The organism is Thioalkalivibrio sp. (assembly GCF_007692535.1).
GTDB lineage: Bacteria > Pseudomonadota > Gammaproteobacteria > Ectothiorhodospirales > Ectothiorhodospiraceae > Thioalkalivibrio.
This window is the reverse complement of sequence record NZ_REBW01000172.1, coordinates 1-17,085: the sequence shown is the minus strand read 5'-3', so window position 1 is coordinate 17,085 and position 17,085 is coordinate 1. Positions and strand designations below refer to the sequence as shown.

General features: G+C 64.0%; 15 protein-coding genes. 8 read left to right on the top strand and 7 right to left on the bottom strand.

Going from position 1 to position 17,085, the window contains the following annotated elements:
- Positions 1 to 1,151: glucose-1-phosphate adenylyltransferase (locus tag EA346_RS10095; protein WP_296758201.1), on the bottom strand; the 1,151-nt coding region annotated here is incomplete at its 3' end.
- Positions 1,152 to 1,816: 665 nt separating this feature from the next.
- On the opposite strand from EA346_RS10095, the gene EA346_RS10090 reads away from it, so the two are divergent.
- From EA346_RS10090 to EA346_RS10060, 7 genes are all read left to right on the top strand, one after another.
- Entirely contained in the window at positions 1,817 to 2,707 is an 891-nt protein-coding gene (locus tag EA346_RS10090) for a DUF2189 domain-containing protein (RefSeq protein ID WP_296758198.1), read from the top strand.
- A gap of 129 nt (positions 2,708 to 2,836) precedes the next feature.
- Entirely contained in the window at positions 2,837 to 5,626 is a 2,790-nt protein-coding gene (locus tag EA346_RS10085; protein WP_296758196.1) for an HAD-IC family P-type ATPase, read from the top strand.
- Positions 5,627 to 6,150: 524 nt separating this feature from the next.
- On the top strand, positions 6,151 to 6,582 hold the full coding sequence (locus EA346_RS10080; RefSeq protein ID WP_296758194.1) for an Hsp20/alpha crystallin family protein: 432 nt from the start codon (positions 6,151 to 6,153) through the stop codon (positions 6,580 to 6,582).
- A 90-nt stretch (positions 6,583 to 6,672) separates the two neighbouring features.
- Positions 6,673 to 6,897: a hypothetical protein gene (locus EA346_RS10075; protein ID WP_296758191.1), complete on the top strand. Its 225-nt coding sequence runs from the start codon at positions 6,673 to 6,675 to the stop codon at positions 6,895 to 6,897.
- Between the two features lie 511 nt (positions 6,898 to 7,408).
- Positions 7,409 to 7,813: an NfeD family protein gene (locus tag EA346_RS10070; protein WP_296758189.1), complete on the top strand. Its 405-nt coding sequence runs from the start codon at positions 7,409 to 7,411 to the stop codon at positions 7,811 to 7,813.
- Between the two features lie 182 nt (positions 7,814 to 7,995).
- On the top strand, positions 7,996 to 8,931 hold the full coding sequence (locus EA346_RS10065) for a transporter (protein ID WP_296758187.1): 936 nt from the start codon (positions 7,996 to 7,998) through the stop codon (positions 8,929 to 8,931).
- 381 nt (positions 8,932 to 9,312) lie between these two features.
- Positions 9,313 to 10,716, top strand: coding sequence for a mechanosensitive ion channel family protein (locus EA346_RS10060; RefSeq protein WP_296758185.1), 1,404 nt, complete (start codon positions 9,313 to 9,315; stop codon positions 10,714 to 10,716).
- A gap of 172 nt (positions 10,717 to 10,888) precedes the next feature.
- On the opposite strand, the gene EA346_RS10055 is transcribed toward EA346_RS10060, so the two are convergent.
- Positions 10,889 to 11,149, bottom strand: coding sequence for a hypothetical protein (locus EA346_RS10055; RefSeq protein WP_296758183.1), 261 nt, complete (start codon positions 11,147 to 11,149; stop codon positions 10,889 to 10,891).
- Positions 11,150 to 11,490: 341 nt separating this feature from the next.
- Positions 11,491 to 12,321 carry a tellurite resistance TerB family protein gene (locus EA346_RS10050; protein ID WP_296758181.1) on the bottom strand — a complete coding sequence of 277 codons (831 nt, stop codon included), beginning with the start codon at positions 12,319 to 12,321 and terminating at the stop codon, positions 11,491 to 11,493.
- A gap of 543 nt (positions 12,322 to 12,864) precedes the next feature.
- Here EA346_RS10050 and EA346_RS10045 point away from each other — a divergent pair.
- Positions 12,865 to 13,209: a hypothetical protein gene (locus EA346_RS10045; RefSeq protein WP_296758178.1), complete on the top strand. Its 345-nt coding sequence runs from the start codon at positions 12,865 to 12,867 to the stop codon at positions 13,207 to 13,209.
- 362 nt (positions 13,210 to 13,571) lie between these two features.
- Here EA346_RS10045 and EA346_RS10040 read toward each other — a convergent pair whose 3' ends face one another.
- The 4 genes from EA346_RS10040 to EA346_RS10025 form a co-directional block, all read right to left on the bottom strand.
- Complete coding sequence (locus tag EA346_RS10040; protein WP_296758177.1) at positions 13,572 to 14,462, bottom strand: class I SAM-dependent methyltransferase; 891 nt, start codon at positions 14,460 to 14,462, stop codon at positions 13,572 to 13,574.
- A 32-nt stretch (positions 14,463 to 14,494) separates the two neighbouring features.
- A complete protein-coding gene (locus tag EA346_RS10035; RefSeq protein ID WP_296758175.1) occupies positions 14,495 to 15,337 on the bottom strand; it encodes a methyltransferase domain-containing protein in 843 nt (280 codons plus the stop codon).
- A complete protein-coding gene (locus tag EA346_RS10030; protein WP_296758173.1) occupies positions 15,334 to 16,311 on the bottom strand; it encodes a phytanoyl-CoA dioxygenase family protein in 978 nt (325 codons plus the stop codon). The genes EA346_RS10035 and EA346_RS10030 overlap by 4 nt, the downstream gene beginning before the upstream one ends.
- 443 nt (positions 16,312 to 16,754) lie before the next feature.
- The gene (locus tag EA346_RS10025) at positions 16,755 to 16,982 is read right to left on the bottom strand and encodes a GNAT family N-acetyltransferase (protein ID WP_366755783.1); all 228 of its coding nucleotides are present in this window, start codon (positions 16,980 to 16,982) and stop codon (positions 16,755 to 16,757) included.
- Positions 16,983 to 17,085: the final 103 nt, after the last annotated feature.

Sequence of the window (17,085 nt, the reverse complement as noted above, 5' to 3'; positions counted from 1 at the left end):
CGGTCCGCATCCGGGTCGAAGCCGATGCGGTCCCCGGGCTCGATCTGGTTGTGCCGATCGACGATGACCCGCCGCAGGCGCGCGCCACGACCGATCCGGGTGTAGTCCATGATGATGCAGTCGTCGAGTTCCACGTCTTCCTCGATCACCGCCTCGCGCCGGATGATGGAATTGCGGATGCGCACCCCGTCGTGGACCACCGTGGCGACTCCGAGCAGGCTGTTGCGGAGTTCGCCCCCCAGCACCCGCGCGACGGGTCCCTGGTAATTGCTCGAAAAGATGGGCCACTGCGGGTTGAACATGTCGAAGACCGGTTCCGCGCCGAGTACATCCCCGTGCGCCTCGAAATAGGCATCGATGGAGCCGACGTCCCGCCAATAGACGCGTTGCTCATACGGCTTGATGCCGGGGACCTCGTTGCTCGCGAAATCATAGGCGAACAGACGGTGGTCTTGCAGCAGGCGTGGGAGGATGTGCCCCCCGAAATCGGTTTCGCCCTTGGCGTGCGCCTGTTTCAGTGCGGAAAGCAGCACCTCGGTCTTGAAGATGTAGTTGCCCATGGAAGCGAACGCCATGTCCGATCGACCGGGCATTGGCGCCGGGTCCTGGGGTTTCTCCTGGAACGCGCGGATGCGGCCATCTGGATCGGCGGCGATGACACCGAACCCTCTGGCGTCGGCAATCGGCACGGGCAGCGACGCAACCGTGGCGTCGGCACCGCAGTCCCGGTGGAACTGGACCATCTGGCGGATATCCATGCGGTAGATGTGATCGGCTCCAAACACCACGACCAGATCGGGCCTGTGTATTTCGATGAGTCCGATGTTTTGATAAACGGCGTCCGAAGTACCCTGAAACCAGCTCTCCCCGCTCATCATCTGTGGGGGCACCACGGTGACGAACTGGTCCGGGAGTAGTGGAGAGATGGTCCAGGACTTGCGAACATGCTCGATCAGTGACTGGGACTTGTACTGAACCAGCAGGTAGATGGTGCGGATCTGGGAATTCACCAGATTGCTGAGTACGAAATCCACGATACGGTAGCGCGCTCCGAACGGCACCGAGGGCTTGGAGCGTGCGGCGGTGAGTGGTTGCAGCCGCGAGCCCTGGCCGCCGGCCATGACGAAAGCGATGATTCGGTCGGATTGCATCACTGAGACCTCCCTGGCCCGAAACGGGCGATGTTGTCATGTGTCCATGTGCCGGTACCGTGGACAGGACTTTGGTCCGGCGGTGTATTCATCATTCTCCTCCACCCAGAAGCATGGCGAAACAGGTGAAGTCGTCAGGAGTGACTCCGGAGCCCTTCGGGAAAGAGGCTGGGGCCGGCAGCGTGGCGACCGCATCCAACGCCCAGCCGAAGGCTTGTGCGATCGGTGGCGTGGCTCGATCGTGGACAATATCAGAGAGGTGCTCCCCCTGATGAAGAAAAGACGCGGGGATCCCCCTGGGTAACGCCCCCTATCGTGGCCACGCATCCGCGCAGCACCGAGCAATGGCAGCGAACTGGCCGGCTGGCGGTTGTGCAGACAGGTTGTTGTCCCGCCGCTCCCTTTGGACGTCTTTCCGAGGTGGCCTCACCAAGGTCTGGTGAGGATGGGCTGTCGCTGATCGTGCAAAGGATGACGCTTATGGATCCGGAAATGGGTAAAGACACGCATTGTCCTGGACCGTCTCTTCGTGGTCTCGTGGAAGAATGCGGCACGTTTGAGACCGGCCATGTTTTTGGAATCCGTGTGAGTTGCAGCGCTCGGCTCCGGTAGGGGTGGCAACCATTTTCCACTTCGGTCGTGTCGCAAACTTACGGAGGTCAAGCATGGGACAGCATGGTGAAAGCCTGAAGAAACGTACACAAGATGTTTTGATTCCGGAAGACCCGTCGGAGATCGAGCCGAAGCAGACGCTGGATACCGGCACGCCGCCCATTCGGAAGATTTCCGCATCCTACGACTTGCGGCAATGGCTCGTGATGGGCTGGAAGGATCTGTGGAGCGCCCCCCAGGCACTGGTTCACGGGCTTGTCGTCGCAGCGGTCGGTCTGCTGATTCTCGCGTATAGCTGGGGGCAGCCGGTCGTCAGCATGATCTGGATATCGGGTTTCCTGCTTGTCGGTCCAATCTTTGCGGTCGGGGTGAACGCAATGGCCCGGCGTCTGGAGCGAGGTGATTCGAAGCCGGTAGGATTCGGGCTCGGTGCGATCCGGGATCTGGGCGGTGCCCTTTGGGTTTATGCGGCGGTTCTGATCATCCTGTTCGTTTTGTGGGCGACCGTCGTTTGGCGCTGGATTGGTGTGTTGACCCTCGGGGATCTCGGTGCGCCGGCAACCATGGGTGAAGTGCTGAGCGTGATGCTGGCAAGTCCGCAGGGCATCGTGACGTTGCTTGGTGTGATTGCCGCGGGCGTGCTTTTCGCACTCGCCGTTTTCGCGATCAGCGTCGTGACGTTGCCCGCAATGCTCGATCGTCAGAAAGGTTTCGTCGACGCTGTAGCTGTCAGTTTCAAGGCATTCAGGGAAAATGCTGGCCCACTGCTCGTCTGGGGCTTGATCATCACCGCGCTCTTTGCGATATCAGCGGCCACGGCATTCATTGCCTTCATAGTGATTTTCCCGTGGCTCGGCTTCGCGATGTGGCATGGGTATCGGAGGCTCGTGGCGTCCGAGGAGGAGCGCGCGCGCGACTCGAAGCCGCATCCGGCGCAGGGCTGACTGTTCGGTACCGCTGAAGGTCGGGCGCGAGCTCGCATCCCGCGAGCCCGCGTCACCACGTCGGGCCAGTGATGCGGGCACCGGCCGCCGTGGACCGGCCGGTGTGCTCGGCAAAGGTGGTGAAGGCAAATGGCAGAAGAAGGCAATTCTGAAGACCAGCGCGTTCCATGGCACGCGCTTTCCGGTGATGAAGCGCTGGAACGTCATGAGACCTCCTCGGATGGCCTGAAGAAGGACGAGGCCTCGCGCCGACTGAAGGAGTACGGACCCAACCAGCTGCGCCAGGAGAAGAAGCGCCCGGCCTGGAAGCGCTTTCTCGATCAGTTCAACAATGTCCTGATGCTGATCCTGATCGTCGCGGGCGGGGCCAGCGTGCTGCTCGGAGAGATGATCGATGCCGCGGCGATATTCGGGGTGGTGCTGATCATCGCACTGGTCGGCTTCATTCAGGAAGGCAAGGCGGAGAACGCCCTCGAGAGCATCAAGGAGATGCTCTCGCCCGAGGCTACGGTCATCCGCTCGGGCAAGACCGAGGAAATCCCGGCGGAAGAGGTGGTGCCCGGCGATATCGTCGAAATGAGCAGTGGCGACCGGGTTCCCGCGGATGTTCGTCTGCTGGAGGCCAAGCGTTTCCGCACGCAGGAGGCGTCACTGACCGGCGAGTCGGAAGCGGTCGACAAGGCCACCGACGAGGTTGAGGAAGACACCGAGTTGGCTGAGCGCACCAGCATGGCCTTCGCCGGCACCACCGCGGTCCAGGGCAAGGCCAAGGGTGTCGTGGTGGAAACGGGCAGTCGCACCGAGATCGGCCGCATCTCGGAAATGCTCGAGGAAGTCGAGGATATCCAGACCCCGTTGCTGCGCGATCTCGACAGCGCGGGCAAAAAATTGGCCGCGATCATTGTTGGCGCCGCTGTGGTCGTGGGTCTGATCGGTGTTCTGGTCCACGGCCTTGCCCTTCCGGAAGCGTTTATGGCGGCCGTGGCGCTCGCGGTCGCTTCCATCCCGGAAGGCCTGCCTGCCATCGTGACGATTACCCTGGCACTCGGGGTTCAGGCAATGGCGCGTCGTAACGCCATCATCCGCAAGCTGCCGGCGGTGGAGACGCTCGGCTCGACAACCATCATCTTCTCCGACAAGACGGGAACCCTGACACGCAATGAAATGACTGCTCAGGCGATCATGCTCGCGGACGGGGAAGTGCAGATCTCCGGTGTGGGCTTTGCGCCGGACGGCGATTTCCACCGCAATGGCGAGGAGCCGCAGGAGGGCGAGGAAGGTGAGGGTCAGCCATCCGGCGAGCAGATCGACCCGGCTGAGGACGCCCTGCTCAAGCGCTTTCTCGTCGCCGGAGCGCTCTGCAACGACGCGAGCCTGCGCAAGGAGGACGACGAGTGGAATTTGCACGGAGATCCAACGGAAGGCGCCCTGATCGTGGTCGCCGCCAAGGCAGGCTATGACCGGGATGAGCTTCGGGAACAGTGGGAGCGACAGGACTCGATTCCGTTCGAGTCGGAACGGCAGTTCATGGCCACCCTCGACAGCGGTCCCGAGGGAGAGTCACGCATTCACGTGAAAGGCGCACCCGATCGCATCCTGGAAATGTGCTCCAGCGTGCGTACGGCGGACGGCGAGGAAGATCTCGATGCCGAGGCCTGGGAGAAACAGATCGAGAAGCTCTCCTCGCGCGGACTGCGCGTACTCGCCGTAGCGGAAAAGCCGGCCAACACCGGCGACGAATTGACCGATGAGGCCGTCGAGAAGGACCTCGTCCTGCTGGGTCTGGTCGGGCTGCTGGACCCGCCCCGGGAGACGGCTATCGAGGCGATCAAGAAATGCCTCGAAGCCGGCATTCGACCGATCATGGTCACCGGCGATCACGGCCTGACCGCCCGGGCCATCGCCGCCAGACTTGGGCTGCGCAACACGGAAGAAGCGATCAGCGGCAGGGAACTTGCCGATATGTCGGACGAGGAACTCCAGCAACGGATCGAGGAGGTCGACGTCTACGCCCGGGCTTCTCCCGAGGACAAGCTTCGCATGGTGGAAGCCGCGCAGGCCGACGGCGAGGTGTGCGCGATGACTGGCGACGGAGTCAATGACGCACCGGCCCTCAAGCGGGCCGACGTCGGTGTCGCGATGGGAATCGAGGGGACCGAGGCCGCGAAAGAGGCCTCGGAGATGGTGCTGGCGGACGACAACTTCGCGAGCATCGTCAACGCCGTCGAGGAAGGCCGGAAGGTCTACGACAACATCAAGAAGACGATCATCTTTCTGCTGCCGACCAACGGCGGACAGGGCCTGGCCATCGCAGTGGCCGTCGCCGCCGGGACGATGCTGCCGGTGACTCCGGTGCAGGCGCTGTGGGTCAACATGGTCGTGGCGGTCACGCTGGGTCTGGCGCTGGGTTTCGAGCCGGGTGAGCAGAACCTGATGCAGCGCAAGCCGCGCGATCCAAATGCGCCTTTGCTCGACATGTTCCTGCTCTGGCGTGTGCTGTTCGTCTCGCTCCTGCTGCTGGCAGGCGTTTACGGAATGTTCCTGTGGCTGCTGAATGTCGAGGGCGTCGCCGAGGAGGTTGCCCGCTCCGGCGCCGTCAACCTGCTGGTGTTTGCCAGCGCCGCTTACCTCATCAACAGCCGGTACCTCACTGGCAGCTCGCTTTCACTACGCGGCATCTTCGGCAGTCGGCCAGTGTGGATAGCGATCGGTCTGGTCGTCCTCTTCCAGCTGGCGTGGACCTACACCCCACCGATGCAGGTGCTGTTCAGCAGCGGCGCGCTGGCCTTGCACCACTGGGGCATCATCATTGCCAGCGCGGTCCTGTTGTTTCTGCTGGTCGAGGCGGAGAAGGCGATCTGGCGCTGGCGCTCCGACGCAGACATCGATGTCCGGGGTCGGACCAACGCAACATCCTGATTGCAAACAATATAATGCCGATTTTCACGCCTTTTTTCGGCCTTGAACGGGTATTTTTACCCCAAAAAAGGGGCTTCGAGGAACCCGCTGCCTCACTCGCTGTGCGCCTGGACAGCCCATTTTGGGTGCGAAAAGGGCGCTTCAAGCGCTTTTTCACACGTCTAATCCGGGCTTTTGGACCGATTATCAATGTATTGCGTTGGTCCGACCCCGGTGGATTGGTTTGCGTGGGCGTATTGATGCGCGTTGGTATTTCCACGCCTTTCCGGGCACGGCGGGCCGTCTTAGGGTGTGAATGATCAGCCGAGTCTCCGGGTGTAACCAAGAGTATCTGCACCTTCGCTCGAAGCACCGCCGTTAACTGGCGCTGTACGCCGGAGAATGGGGCCGCCCGACTGGGTCAACGCGAACGTTGCAGACCGTGTTCGGTGCCCCGGCGACCGCACCGCCAGCCCGGGTGGTTACCGGCCCACACGGGTTCGCGTTCGTGAAATCCTGCCGGTTTTTGGACAAGGAGGACTGTAATGGCTATTCCAACACTGTTTCGCCCCCGTTCACTCGGCCGCCGGGACGAGTCGACCGATATGTTCGAGCAGATGATGCAGCGGCTGTTCGACGAGTTCCCCATGGAAACAAGCGGGGCCGGGTATCCGGTCGACATTCGCGAGGAAGATGGGCACTTGATCGTGGATGCCGAAATGCCAGGATTCAAAAGCGACGAGATCGACGTCTCCGTGGCGGATGACATGCTGACGATCCGTGCGGAGCGCTCGGCCGAAAAGCCCAAGGGCCGCCCCCATCTGCAGGAGCGCCATTTCACGCGGGTGCAACGCTCGTTTCGTCTCCCGAGCACCGTTGATCCGGATTCTGTCGATGCGAAGCTCGAGGGTGGAGTTCTTCATCTCGATATGAAGCAAAGCGAGAGCGAACGCATCCGCAGGATCAAGGTGAACTGACGCGGGGTATGGAGCCCCGCTTGAAGATGAAAGCGCGCTGGCAACCGCTGGCGGATTTCGTCGCAAATTAATCTGACAGGAGATCCCCTCATGGCAGACAAACCGAACATTCAGGGCGAAGGCGATCGAGAGTCGGCGAGACGTTACAACAAGGATACGCGGGAGTTCGTTGAGTCCGGCAAGGTCGACGAGGCCGCCAGGAAGGCGGGGGAGGGCGACAAGGAGGAAATGGAACGCGCCGAGGAAACGGCTGAGGAGCGCGCCAGGGAACTCGACCCTGCGGTCCATCGGGACTACTCGAAGCCAACCAAGTAGGCGACTCGTCGCGACGCTCTGGCGCCACGAGCCCAGAGCGTCTGCGCCACCCCGGACGTTCGTGCAGTCCCACGCGCCGGATGCACCGCCTATCGGCCTGTTCGCTTGCCGGTTCCCGTACCCAGCACCGGACGCTCTCACCCGCAGGGCACGGCAGGCCATCGGCTGGACCGACGGCTGAAATGGACCGCAAAAGGGCGTTGGCAAGCGATTTTTCCCGAGGGGAAGGACTTAAAGGGGACAGGATTTCCGGCCGGCGCCAAGACGCATCGGCTCGTCGTGACGGCTCGTAGCCATTGATTTGGCGTTGACCGGCGGGAAAAAGGGTGTTTATGCTTTCGATGCTCGTCGCGGACAATTAGGTTTCGTGACCCCTTTGGATCAGTCACACGGAAGTCCTGGTCTCCCTCTACATGGGCGTGTCGCTGGCAGGTCTCAAGCGATCGCGCCCCTGCCCCTGCCTTTGCCTGATCGGCCAGCGGAAGGTAGGGTGCGACGACCAAGGATGCAGGTGAAACCGCTCACGCGCTATACCCTTTTGCAGTTTCTCGGCTGGGCCTTGGTCCTGCTGGTTGTGCTGGTGCTGCTGCGCTGGGGCTGGATCAACACGACTGCGGCTTGGATCGTGGTGGTGCTCTGGCTGGCTAAGGATGTTCTTCTCTACCCGCTCTATCGCTCGGCGCTGGCAGTGGAGTCGGCCGTCTCTCCGGGGGTGGAAGCCATGGTGGGGCGTGTCGGCAATTGTCGTACCGAAGTCAACGGCCGCGGTATGATCGAGGTGCAGGGCGAACGCTGGCTGGCACGCTCGGCCGATGGGACCCGGATTACACCGGGCTTGCGCGTTCAGGTGGTCGGTCACGACGGCATGATTCTGCAGGTTCGCGTTGTCGATGAGGCCACGGCCACCAAGGCCTGAATTGATCGGGTTGTCTGCTGCGCAGTCTCAGAAGTGCAGACGTGCCCGCACACCGGAGGCTGCGTCAATGGTGTCCCCGGTTGCCCTGCGTGTTGCCCAGTCCAAGCGGTGCCGTCCGGATTGGCCCCCTTTTGACCGGGGACGCGCCCGTCCTGACGGCACCTGTTTTCTCGGATTGAGTGATGACCCGTCCCCTCAAAGCCTCTGCCCCGCAACGCATCGGTCGTCTTGTCGGCACTGCAGCCCTATGCTCGGCGATATTCTTCGCCCCGCCTGCCTTCGCTGGAAAGGCGCGCGACTACCTGAACGCGCCGGTGGATACCTGGATCACGTTCTACAACCTCGGCTTTTCGAACAGCGTGGCACCCGTGGACGGCGCAGCCGAATTCGGGATCACCAATGTCACCACCGACGTCACCTCACAATCGCTGATCCTGTCAAGGATCATCGATGTGGGCGGACGGACGGGTGGACTTTCGTTTGTGTTGCCTCACGCGGACATCGACGTTGCCGCCGGTCCCTTCGAGGCAGGAGACACCGGGATCGGTGATATCGGGATCGTGGCCGAAGTCAACATCTTCGGCGCGCCTGCATTGAGCAAGGAGGAGTTCGCGCGGTGGCAACCCGAAACATTTGCCTCCTTTCACCTGATGGCGACCTTTCCAACCGGCACATACGACGCCGATGCTCCGGTTAACGTTGGTTCCAACCGCTGGAGCCTTTCGCCGACGATCAATTACAGCTATACGCCCGACGCGGGCTGGACCTGGGTGGAAGTCTACGCCACCGCCCGTTTCTTCGGTGACAACACCGATGCGCCGGGCGCCGCCGACACGCTTAAGCAGCGCCCGCTCTACGAGGTCGAACTGCACGCAAGCCAAAACCTGAAACCCAATTTCTGGCTGGCGGCGGATGCCTCATATCAGTGGGGCGGCGAGACCCGTCTTGACGGTGTGGGCCAGGACAACGCAGCCGACACCTGGCGCCTTGGAGCAGGCCTTGGTTGGCGCATACCTTCCGTCGCCACCGTCTTTCTGAACTACGAATCCACCGTGTCGTCACCGGCCGGCCAGCCACAGGGGGATGCCGTCCGGCTGAGCCTCGCCAGGGTCTGGTGACGTAGCGCCGTGTTGCAAAAAGCAGATGCCGACGTCTTTAGAGCACTGCAGGTGATCGACTGGTCGACCGGCCGAGATGGACTCGAAAGTGGCGCCGGCGAGGGTTGAAATGATGCATGGTTCCAAGGTCGTGGCGGGGACAGGCCGCTTCGGGTAACCTACCGCAGTTTTTTCTGATCGGCTGGGGCAAATGCGTTGATCCTGGCTATCATGCAATTCCGTTCGTGTCCGTTGCCCAGTTTCCGGTGACAGCAGGATGGTGCGGCCCGCAGGGCACACCGCTGTTCTCGGACAGCGGTTCTATTTTCTCTCTCCCTCCGAGTCCGGCGGTTCCGGCGCTCGGCCCTGATGGCGTATGACCTAGATGAACTGGAGCGTTTGATGCCTCTTCGTGTTCGAATACTCGTGCCTTCCTTGATGTTCGTTCTGCTTGCTGCTCTCTGGCTTGTGCCAGTTGCCGTTGCGGCCCAACAGACAGAGGCCCCGGCCGCCGAAACACCTGCTGCGGAAGCGAGTGAGGCGGCCGCTGCCTCGGACGCCCCAGCGGAGGAGCCGCCGGCTTACCCGCGGGGGCTCGATGCCGTGGACATCCCCCTGGAAGAGTTGCAGCTTCGCCTCGTGCCCCTGACCGCCGACGAGCTTGCCGCCCTGGCCGTCGCATGGCAGGGGCTGGCCCGCGAGGCCACGCAAGCCGTCGTCGACACCCAGCTCGAGATTCGCGCGATTCGCGCGGAGGGAGATACCGCTCCGGACGCGCTTCGCGATCAGCGGGTCGCGCTAACGGAGGAGCGGTCAAGGATCTTCGAGAGGTTTTCCGCCGTCGTCTCCAGTCTCGATGGCAAGGGCGGCGATCCGGATCTCGTCGAGAGTCTGCGTGGCTATCGCTCGGCGATCGCGATTGAGGAAACATCGCGCATGAATTCGCGCGAACTTGCCGAAGTGGCGGCCGCCTGGCTCATTTCACCCGAAGGTGGTATCCAGCTGCTCTTCCGCGTGACTGTGGTCGTGGTGGCGATTCTGGGCCTGTTCGTGGTGGCGCGGCTGGTGCGTGGCTGGGCGCGACGCATGTTCGGTCGCATCCCGAACCTGTCGCAGCTTCTGACGGGCTTCCTCGCCGTGGCCGCCTACTGGCTGACCATCGCCTTCGGCCTGATGATCGTGCTGGCCATGCTTGGCGTGAACGTGACTCCGCTCTTCGCTCTCGTCGGCGGTGCCGCCTTCATCATGGCCTTCGCTCTGCAGGACACGCTGAGCAACCTCGCCGCGGGCCTGATGATCATCATCAACCGGCCCTTCGACGAGGGTGATTACGTGACCGTCGCAGGTGTCGGCGGCACGGTCCGGAACGTCTCGGTAGTGTCGACGACGGTCACGACCCCCGACAACCAGGTGATCGTGATCCCGAATTCCAAGGTGTGGGGCGACATCATCACAAACGTCACCGCCTCCGAAACGCGCCGCGTGGATCTCACCTTCGGCATTTCCTACGACGATTCCATCGAGGAGGCGCAGGCGGTGCTGGAGGAAGTGGTGCGCGCGCATCCGGCGGTGCTGCCCGATCCAGCTCCGGTGGTCCGCGTGAATGCACTCGGGTCCAGTTCCGTTGACTTCATCGTGAGGCCGTGGACCCGCGCGGAGGATTACTGGACGGTCTACTGGGATCTGACCCGCCAGGTGAAGGAGGCTTTCGACGCGCGCGGCATTTCCATACCGTATCCTCATACGGAGATGGTGGTGCGTGAAAAAGACAAGGCATCCTTCGCGCGGCCGGATTCGGCTAGCTGAGGTATGGCTGTCTTTCCCGGCCGCATGCCGAACTTCGCCCAGGCCGCCCGGCCCGGCCCGGCCCTCTCGGGGGTTAGGGCCGGACCACGGCGCGCGCTGATTCACGCAGCCGCCATCGTTGGTCGAGGCGCCCTTTGTTGGTCGAGGCGCTTTTTGGCGGCGGCGCTGCGGACTAGTCGCCCCTGGGGCTGAGCGCATCTCTCATCTTTTGCACGTCTACTGATTCCTTCGCCTTGTCGACCTCCACGGCCTCGACAGCCTTCTGGTAATCGACGCCGTCGCGACTGACGGCATCCTTCACCGTCCCGGTGTCGACGGCCTCGGCCGCCTTTTCCATATCGACTGCATCCCTCATCTTCTGGATGTCCTGGGCCACCGCCGGCAGCGCCAGCACGGAAGCGACGAAAATCGATGCTGCAATACGTATAACCATGGTCAAGTTCTCCGTAAATAGTATTGTGAGGCTCCCGGGGGAGCAGTTTGAGTATCGTATAAGAACCACAACCTGGGGTTTCCGGGGACAGTACACTGATATCCATTCCTGTCGGCGATTGCCGCGCTGCTTTGCAAAATGTGGCTAACCGGGACGGAACCCGTGCCACCCGGATCATGGCTCTTCTTCTCAGGATTCCGCGGATCAAGCCGCCAAGACTGATCACTGGGAAATAGGCGTATTGTCCCCGGAAACGGAAACCCCCAACCACCCCAAGCAACCGGATGGTTGGCCGGGGCGAACGGGGGATGAGGTCAGGTCTTGCATTTCAGCCTCGCCCGTCAGACCGTCGGGGCGCCCGTGGTCTGGTGCAGGAAGGCGACCACACCGGGGTCCAGCCGCAGGGCAGTGGCCAGACTGCGCAGGTACTCTCTCTCGCGCTCGCTGTCGATGTCGATTGCGAGCAGAGAGGCTGCGTAGACCTCCGCCGCCTGTGCGGGGGTCTGTACTTCACGAGCGATGTCGGAAACATCCAGCGGCTTCTGGATTTCCTCGAGCACGAACCGCCGCTCGCTTTCACTCATCTGATCCGGTTTCAGCTGGCCGAGGATCCGGTTCATTTCGGTCTGGTCCACCTGACCATCCGCCTTCGCGGCCGCGATCATCGCGCGCAAGGCCAGACGTTCGCTCTGTTCGGAAGTAACGGAAGCAACTTCCTGCTGGGAGGGAGCTACAGCGGCCATCCCGGCAGCGGGTGCGTTGGAGCCGCCGCTACGGGAGTTTTGCAGTGCGCTCAGCGCGAGGGTGCCGAGAATGGCCATCGCCCCGCCGCCGGCGGCGCCTTTCGCAGCACCGCCCCGGCCGCCGAGCAAGGCTCCGGCCAAGGCACCCAGGCCGCCGAGCTGGGCGCCGGACATGCCCCCGACCTGCGGCGTGCCGAGCATGGTCTTGGCCGCAGCAGCCAGGCCGCCCAGCCCGCCGCCGCCCGCCGGGGCAGCGCCACCCGCTGGTGCGCCGCCACCCATCATGGACTGCAGGGAGCCGAGGATCTGGTCCATGCCGGCACCGCCCTGCGCTATATTCTGCGCACTCTGGCCTACACGCGCCTGGGTGTTCGACTGGCCCGCAAGGCCTTCTCCGAGCATTTGCCCGATAATGTTTCCGAAACTCATTCTGATTCCTCCTGAGGCGACTTTGGGCCGTGGACCGGGTCATCATAGTGCGATCCGAACGGCAGTTAGCGGAGGGGGCGGGTCTCGCAACACAGCTCTTCGTGGCTTGCCATGCTGGAATGTGAGACGTACCCACCGCCTGTTTACTCTTATCCTGGTGACCCCGTTTACTGGGCCGTGAAAGCTCGTCCGATCTGCTTTTTACTGGTGTTCGCGCGGCGCCGCGCGCCGTGCCGAAATGCGAGACCTGACTCCACCAGTCCTGTCGGTTCGAGATGCGGGATGTAAGCTTGAGATGCACCCTAGTGTCAAGGCAGAAAAGTGCACGATTTCAAGCAACGCCCTGGACCTCGCTGGCAGATGAACAGCGCTGCCCTGCTGCTGCAGGTTCGCCGGGCGGCGTCACCGCCGGGCCGTACTCGTCCACGATGAGTGCGTCTCCGCGCCCCGGGAACTTCGGCCGAGCGGCGTGTTACCATTCCCCGGATCGAGTCACATCGCTGCGGGTCGTGCCGCAGTTCACCATCCCGAGGACCCTCCCCGATGCCCAAAACGACGCTCGTCTTCGCCGCGTTGCTGATCACCCTCGGCGTCGTCGCGTTTCTCGCGTCCGGCAGCCGGACCGCGCTGCTGCCGGTCTATCCCGGCCTCCTGCTTGCGATCCTCGCAGGCCTGGCGCTCGCCTTCGAGGGCGGGCGGCGGCACCTGATGCACGTCGCTGCCGTTGTCGCGCTGCTCGGCGCCTTGGCCCCGGCAGCGACGCTCGGCATTCGGGCGGCGCAGATGAGCCCGCTCGCGCTCACGGTCAACATCGGCATGCTCGTGCTGTGTGGCGGGTTGCTCGTACTGATGGTGCGGTCGTTCATCGCGGCGCGCCGGGCGGCCTGACGACTGACGGATGGGGCGATCGACAGCCGGGATGGGATGGAGTGGCCGAGCGGTTGATCCATTGGGCCACCCGGTTCGTGAGTTTTCTTCAGGTCTTCGCCAGATCGCGTTGCAACAGGCCCCATCGCAGCAGCCTCCACCGCATCCGGCCCTCGGGCAGCGCTTTTGATATGCCGAAGCCGGAGAAACGGGCGCTTTCGGCACGATAGAGGCCTTTTTTTGAGGCCACGCCCACACCGGTACTCGCCCCGAGTTCTACCCCGCCGATGTCCAACCACGAATACCAGAAACTGGCTCCAGCGGGACAAGGCATCGCTCCGGCGACCTACTTGTGGGCGGGCTGGCTGCCTTTCCCCGATCGTTCAGAGCGCCACCAGCAGCCGGTTCACCGGCATCGCGAAGCGGGCCGGAGCGTCTTGCGTCTGGGCCGCGAGCAGCGCGGCGAGGTCGGCCAGCATCTGCACTCGGCGGGCCGGCGATAAAATGAACGCCGCGTAGAAGAACCCTGCCGCGTCCTCGGCCAGCGCTTCGGCCGGGCCGTCCATCGCGACCACGCCTGTCTCCACCGTCACCGTCGCGTCGGGGAATACCGCGTGCACGAGGTCGGTCAGGCTGTCGGTGCCGCGCACCCGCGGATCGCCGAGATCGATCTCGCCATAGCCCGGCAGTTCCGCCTGCACATGACCATAGATCAGGTGGTGAGCGGCAGCGTAGCCCGGCGCGGCGTCCATGGGCCCGTCCACGATCGCGGCAAACCGCCCGCCCGGCACCAGCACCCGCTGCACCTCGTCCAGCACCGGCGCAAGCGGGTCCATCAGCGTCAATGCCCAGTGGCACAGAACGGCGTCCACCGACCCGTCGGCCAGCGCAGCCATGTCCTGCGCCTCCGCCTGCAGGAGGTCCGCCGCACCGTCGGCCAACCGCGCTCGCGCCAGTGCCAGTTCCTCGGGACACATGTCGACCCCGGTCAGGCGAAGGTCCGCGTCCCGCGCCTGCAGAATTTGCAGGAGCGGGCCGGAGCCGCAGGCAAGGTCCAGTATCCGTGCCTGCCTGTCCGGCGGAACCGCCTCGGCGAGCCAGTCGTAGCTGGTGCGCCCCGCCGTGTCGCGGCAGGCGCGGGCGCAGGTCTCGGTAAACCCGGCATGGTCGCGGTGCACCGCGCGCAGATGCGCACGCAGGGCACTCGCGTCGGGACGCTGGCCCCGCGCGAGGCTTTCGGTCCACGCGGAGCGCAGGGGGCTGTGATCGGTCACGGGTGGGGTCCTTTGTGGTGTCTGGGCCGGGGTCACGGGGTGACGTCCATCAGGTGGACGACCTGCGGGAAGCGCCAGCCATCCGCCGACCGGCATGCATCGAGCCACTCCGCCACGGGCGGTGCCGACTGCATCGCGGAAAGCGATACGGCGTCGTCGAAGACGCAGCGTTGCAGGTACCCCTCGACCGCGCCGGTCGCCTCGAGCCCCGCCACGCTGTCGTAGCGCACCTCGGTCACCGCAACGCTTGCACCGGTCGCGCGAAGCGCCTCTTCCAGGGCCTCGGCCGCGATATAGGGCGCGGCGCCGGGTGGACCGAAGGCTTCCAGATAGCGCCGGTGGAACTCCACATAATGCCCCGCCGCCGCGCTGTGAGCGATGACGCCGCGACCGCGTTCCCCCAGTGCGGCGCGGAATTTCGCCGCCGCCGCCGGCAGGTCGTTCGCCGGTACCGCATAGAGCGCATGGGTCGCCCAGACGATGTCGTAACCGCCCGGTGCCGGAATAAAGTCCTGCAAAGTGGTCTCATGCTCCGCGGCGGGCGCGAATGGCGCCGGCAAGGCCGCGCGCGCCTCCGCGAGGGAGAAGGCCGAAGGATCGAGCAGGTCGGTGACCACCGGGCGCAATCCCGCCTCGGCAACGCCGGCATGGCGGACGAGCGCATTGGGAAACTTGCCGGACCCGCAGGCCACATCGAGGAGTCGTAGCGACCGGTCGCCGACCTCCGCCTGCGCCGCGGCGAGCCAGCCGGCCCAGTCGCGCGTCTCCGCCAGATGCCGGTAATCGTCGGTGGCGAGCGTGTAGAACGCCTCCATCCCTGCGCGACGGCCCTCGGACCAGTGCGCCGTGCTCCGCGCCAGCAGGTCCCTGGTCATTCGGAAGTCGCCGGCCAGCAGACCGGATTCAACGAGCTCGCCGCGACGTCGCCGGGGCCGACTCCGGGCATGAATTTCTGCCAGTCGCCGGAGACCATGGTCGGTGTGTCCACGATCCGCGCTCCGTCCGCGTAGTAGGTGTTGGCGAGCACGATCCGGCTGCGGTCGGTGCGGTTGCGCGCGGCGGTATGAAAGCTGAGGTTGTGGTGAAAGCTCACCTCGCCGATCTCGAACGGAGTCTCGTTCACGGCGACGTTGTTCCTGGCAAACACCCTCGCCACCCCGCGGTCGTACCCCGTGCCTGATTTCTCGAAGGTGACCGCATCGACGAGCCGGTGCACGTCCAGCGGATACGCGAAGGCAAGTGGCCCCATGGCGAGGGGAATCGCCTGCGCCGGCGCCCAGGCCGTCACCACGTCGTTGGTGTCGAGCGGGAAGTGGTGATCGTCAAAATGCCAAGGTGTGCGGCCGCAGCCGGATTGCTTCGCCAGAACGTTGTCGTGGTAGAGCCGAACGGCATCTGCGCCCAGAAGGTCGGCCGATATCTGCGCCAGCCGCGGCGCCAGGACATAGGCCCGCAGAAGCGGGTGATCGGGCCAGATCATCTCCAGGCTCAGGAACCGGTCCTGCGCACCGGCATCCGGATCGACGCCGAATTCCGCCTCAAGCAACCGCACCAGTTCCGCCCGCAGCTTCCGAACAGCACCGGGCGAGAAGACCTGCCGAAGCTTGATGAACCCGTTGCTGCGGAAGAAGGCGATCTGCTCGTCGGTCAGCCGGTAGGGCGTTGCAAGTTCGGCGATCACGTCTGCGTCGCTCGGGATCTCGACGTCCGGCAGGGGCGGGGCCGGCACGACCTCCGGGCCTTTGTCGTGATTCTCGGCGAGGCTCACGTACCAGTCCCACCATGCCTGGTTGTCCTTGTCCCAGGGCTGGCTGACATCGGTGTCGGCGGTCGTAGCGGTCTCGGCCATGGTGGCTCCTCTACGGCGCGGCACAGCGCCAGCAACCGCTCGGGGCCGACTGTGTACGCAAGCCGCTTACTATTCTAATTACGAAAACAAGGGAAACTCGATGGAAGACTGAAGCCTTTCAAGTTGATCGTACCAACAATCCGCGATAGCGGTTGCTGACCGCTGGTGTCCGGCTGAAGCGCCAGATAATGGGTCACGCGGCCATGCCGCATCACGGGGGCGACCCTCCACTCGATGTCGAAGGGGAAGCCGTCCTTGCAGTAATTGACCGTACTGCCATGAAAGGTTCCTCCTTGGCGCACGGTGAGGCGGATGGACACTCAGGTGGTGGCCAACACGGCGATCATCACGGCCAGGGTGTCCATCACCACGTACTGGAGAACTCTTGCGAGGAACGATCCGGCTGTCGATGCGCACGATGGGTTAGAACGGCTCCGAATGAATCACGGGCGCGTGGGTGCGGCATTTTGCCCGCTGAAGGCATTGCGGCTCGGCTTACGTAGCCCGGCTAGACAGCGGTGCGCAGGGGTCGTGGGTTCACGTACCTCCATCTGAGCGTTCACCCAGACTTCGCCCCAGCCGAGCGCCTGCGCCGCGGCAATCGCATGACGCAGCAGGCGGGAGCCGACGCCCTGTCCCCGGTAGGCCCGCAGCACCGCCTCGCGGCCGATCGAGCCACTGGGCAGCCGGCGCGGAGACGCCAGGCGCTGCGCTCAAAATGCGGGGCAGGGGCGGCAGGCCGGCGGCGTTGCCAGCGGTGGGCGCGGAGCACCG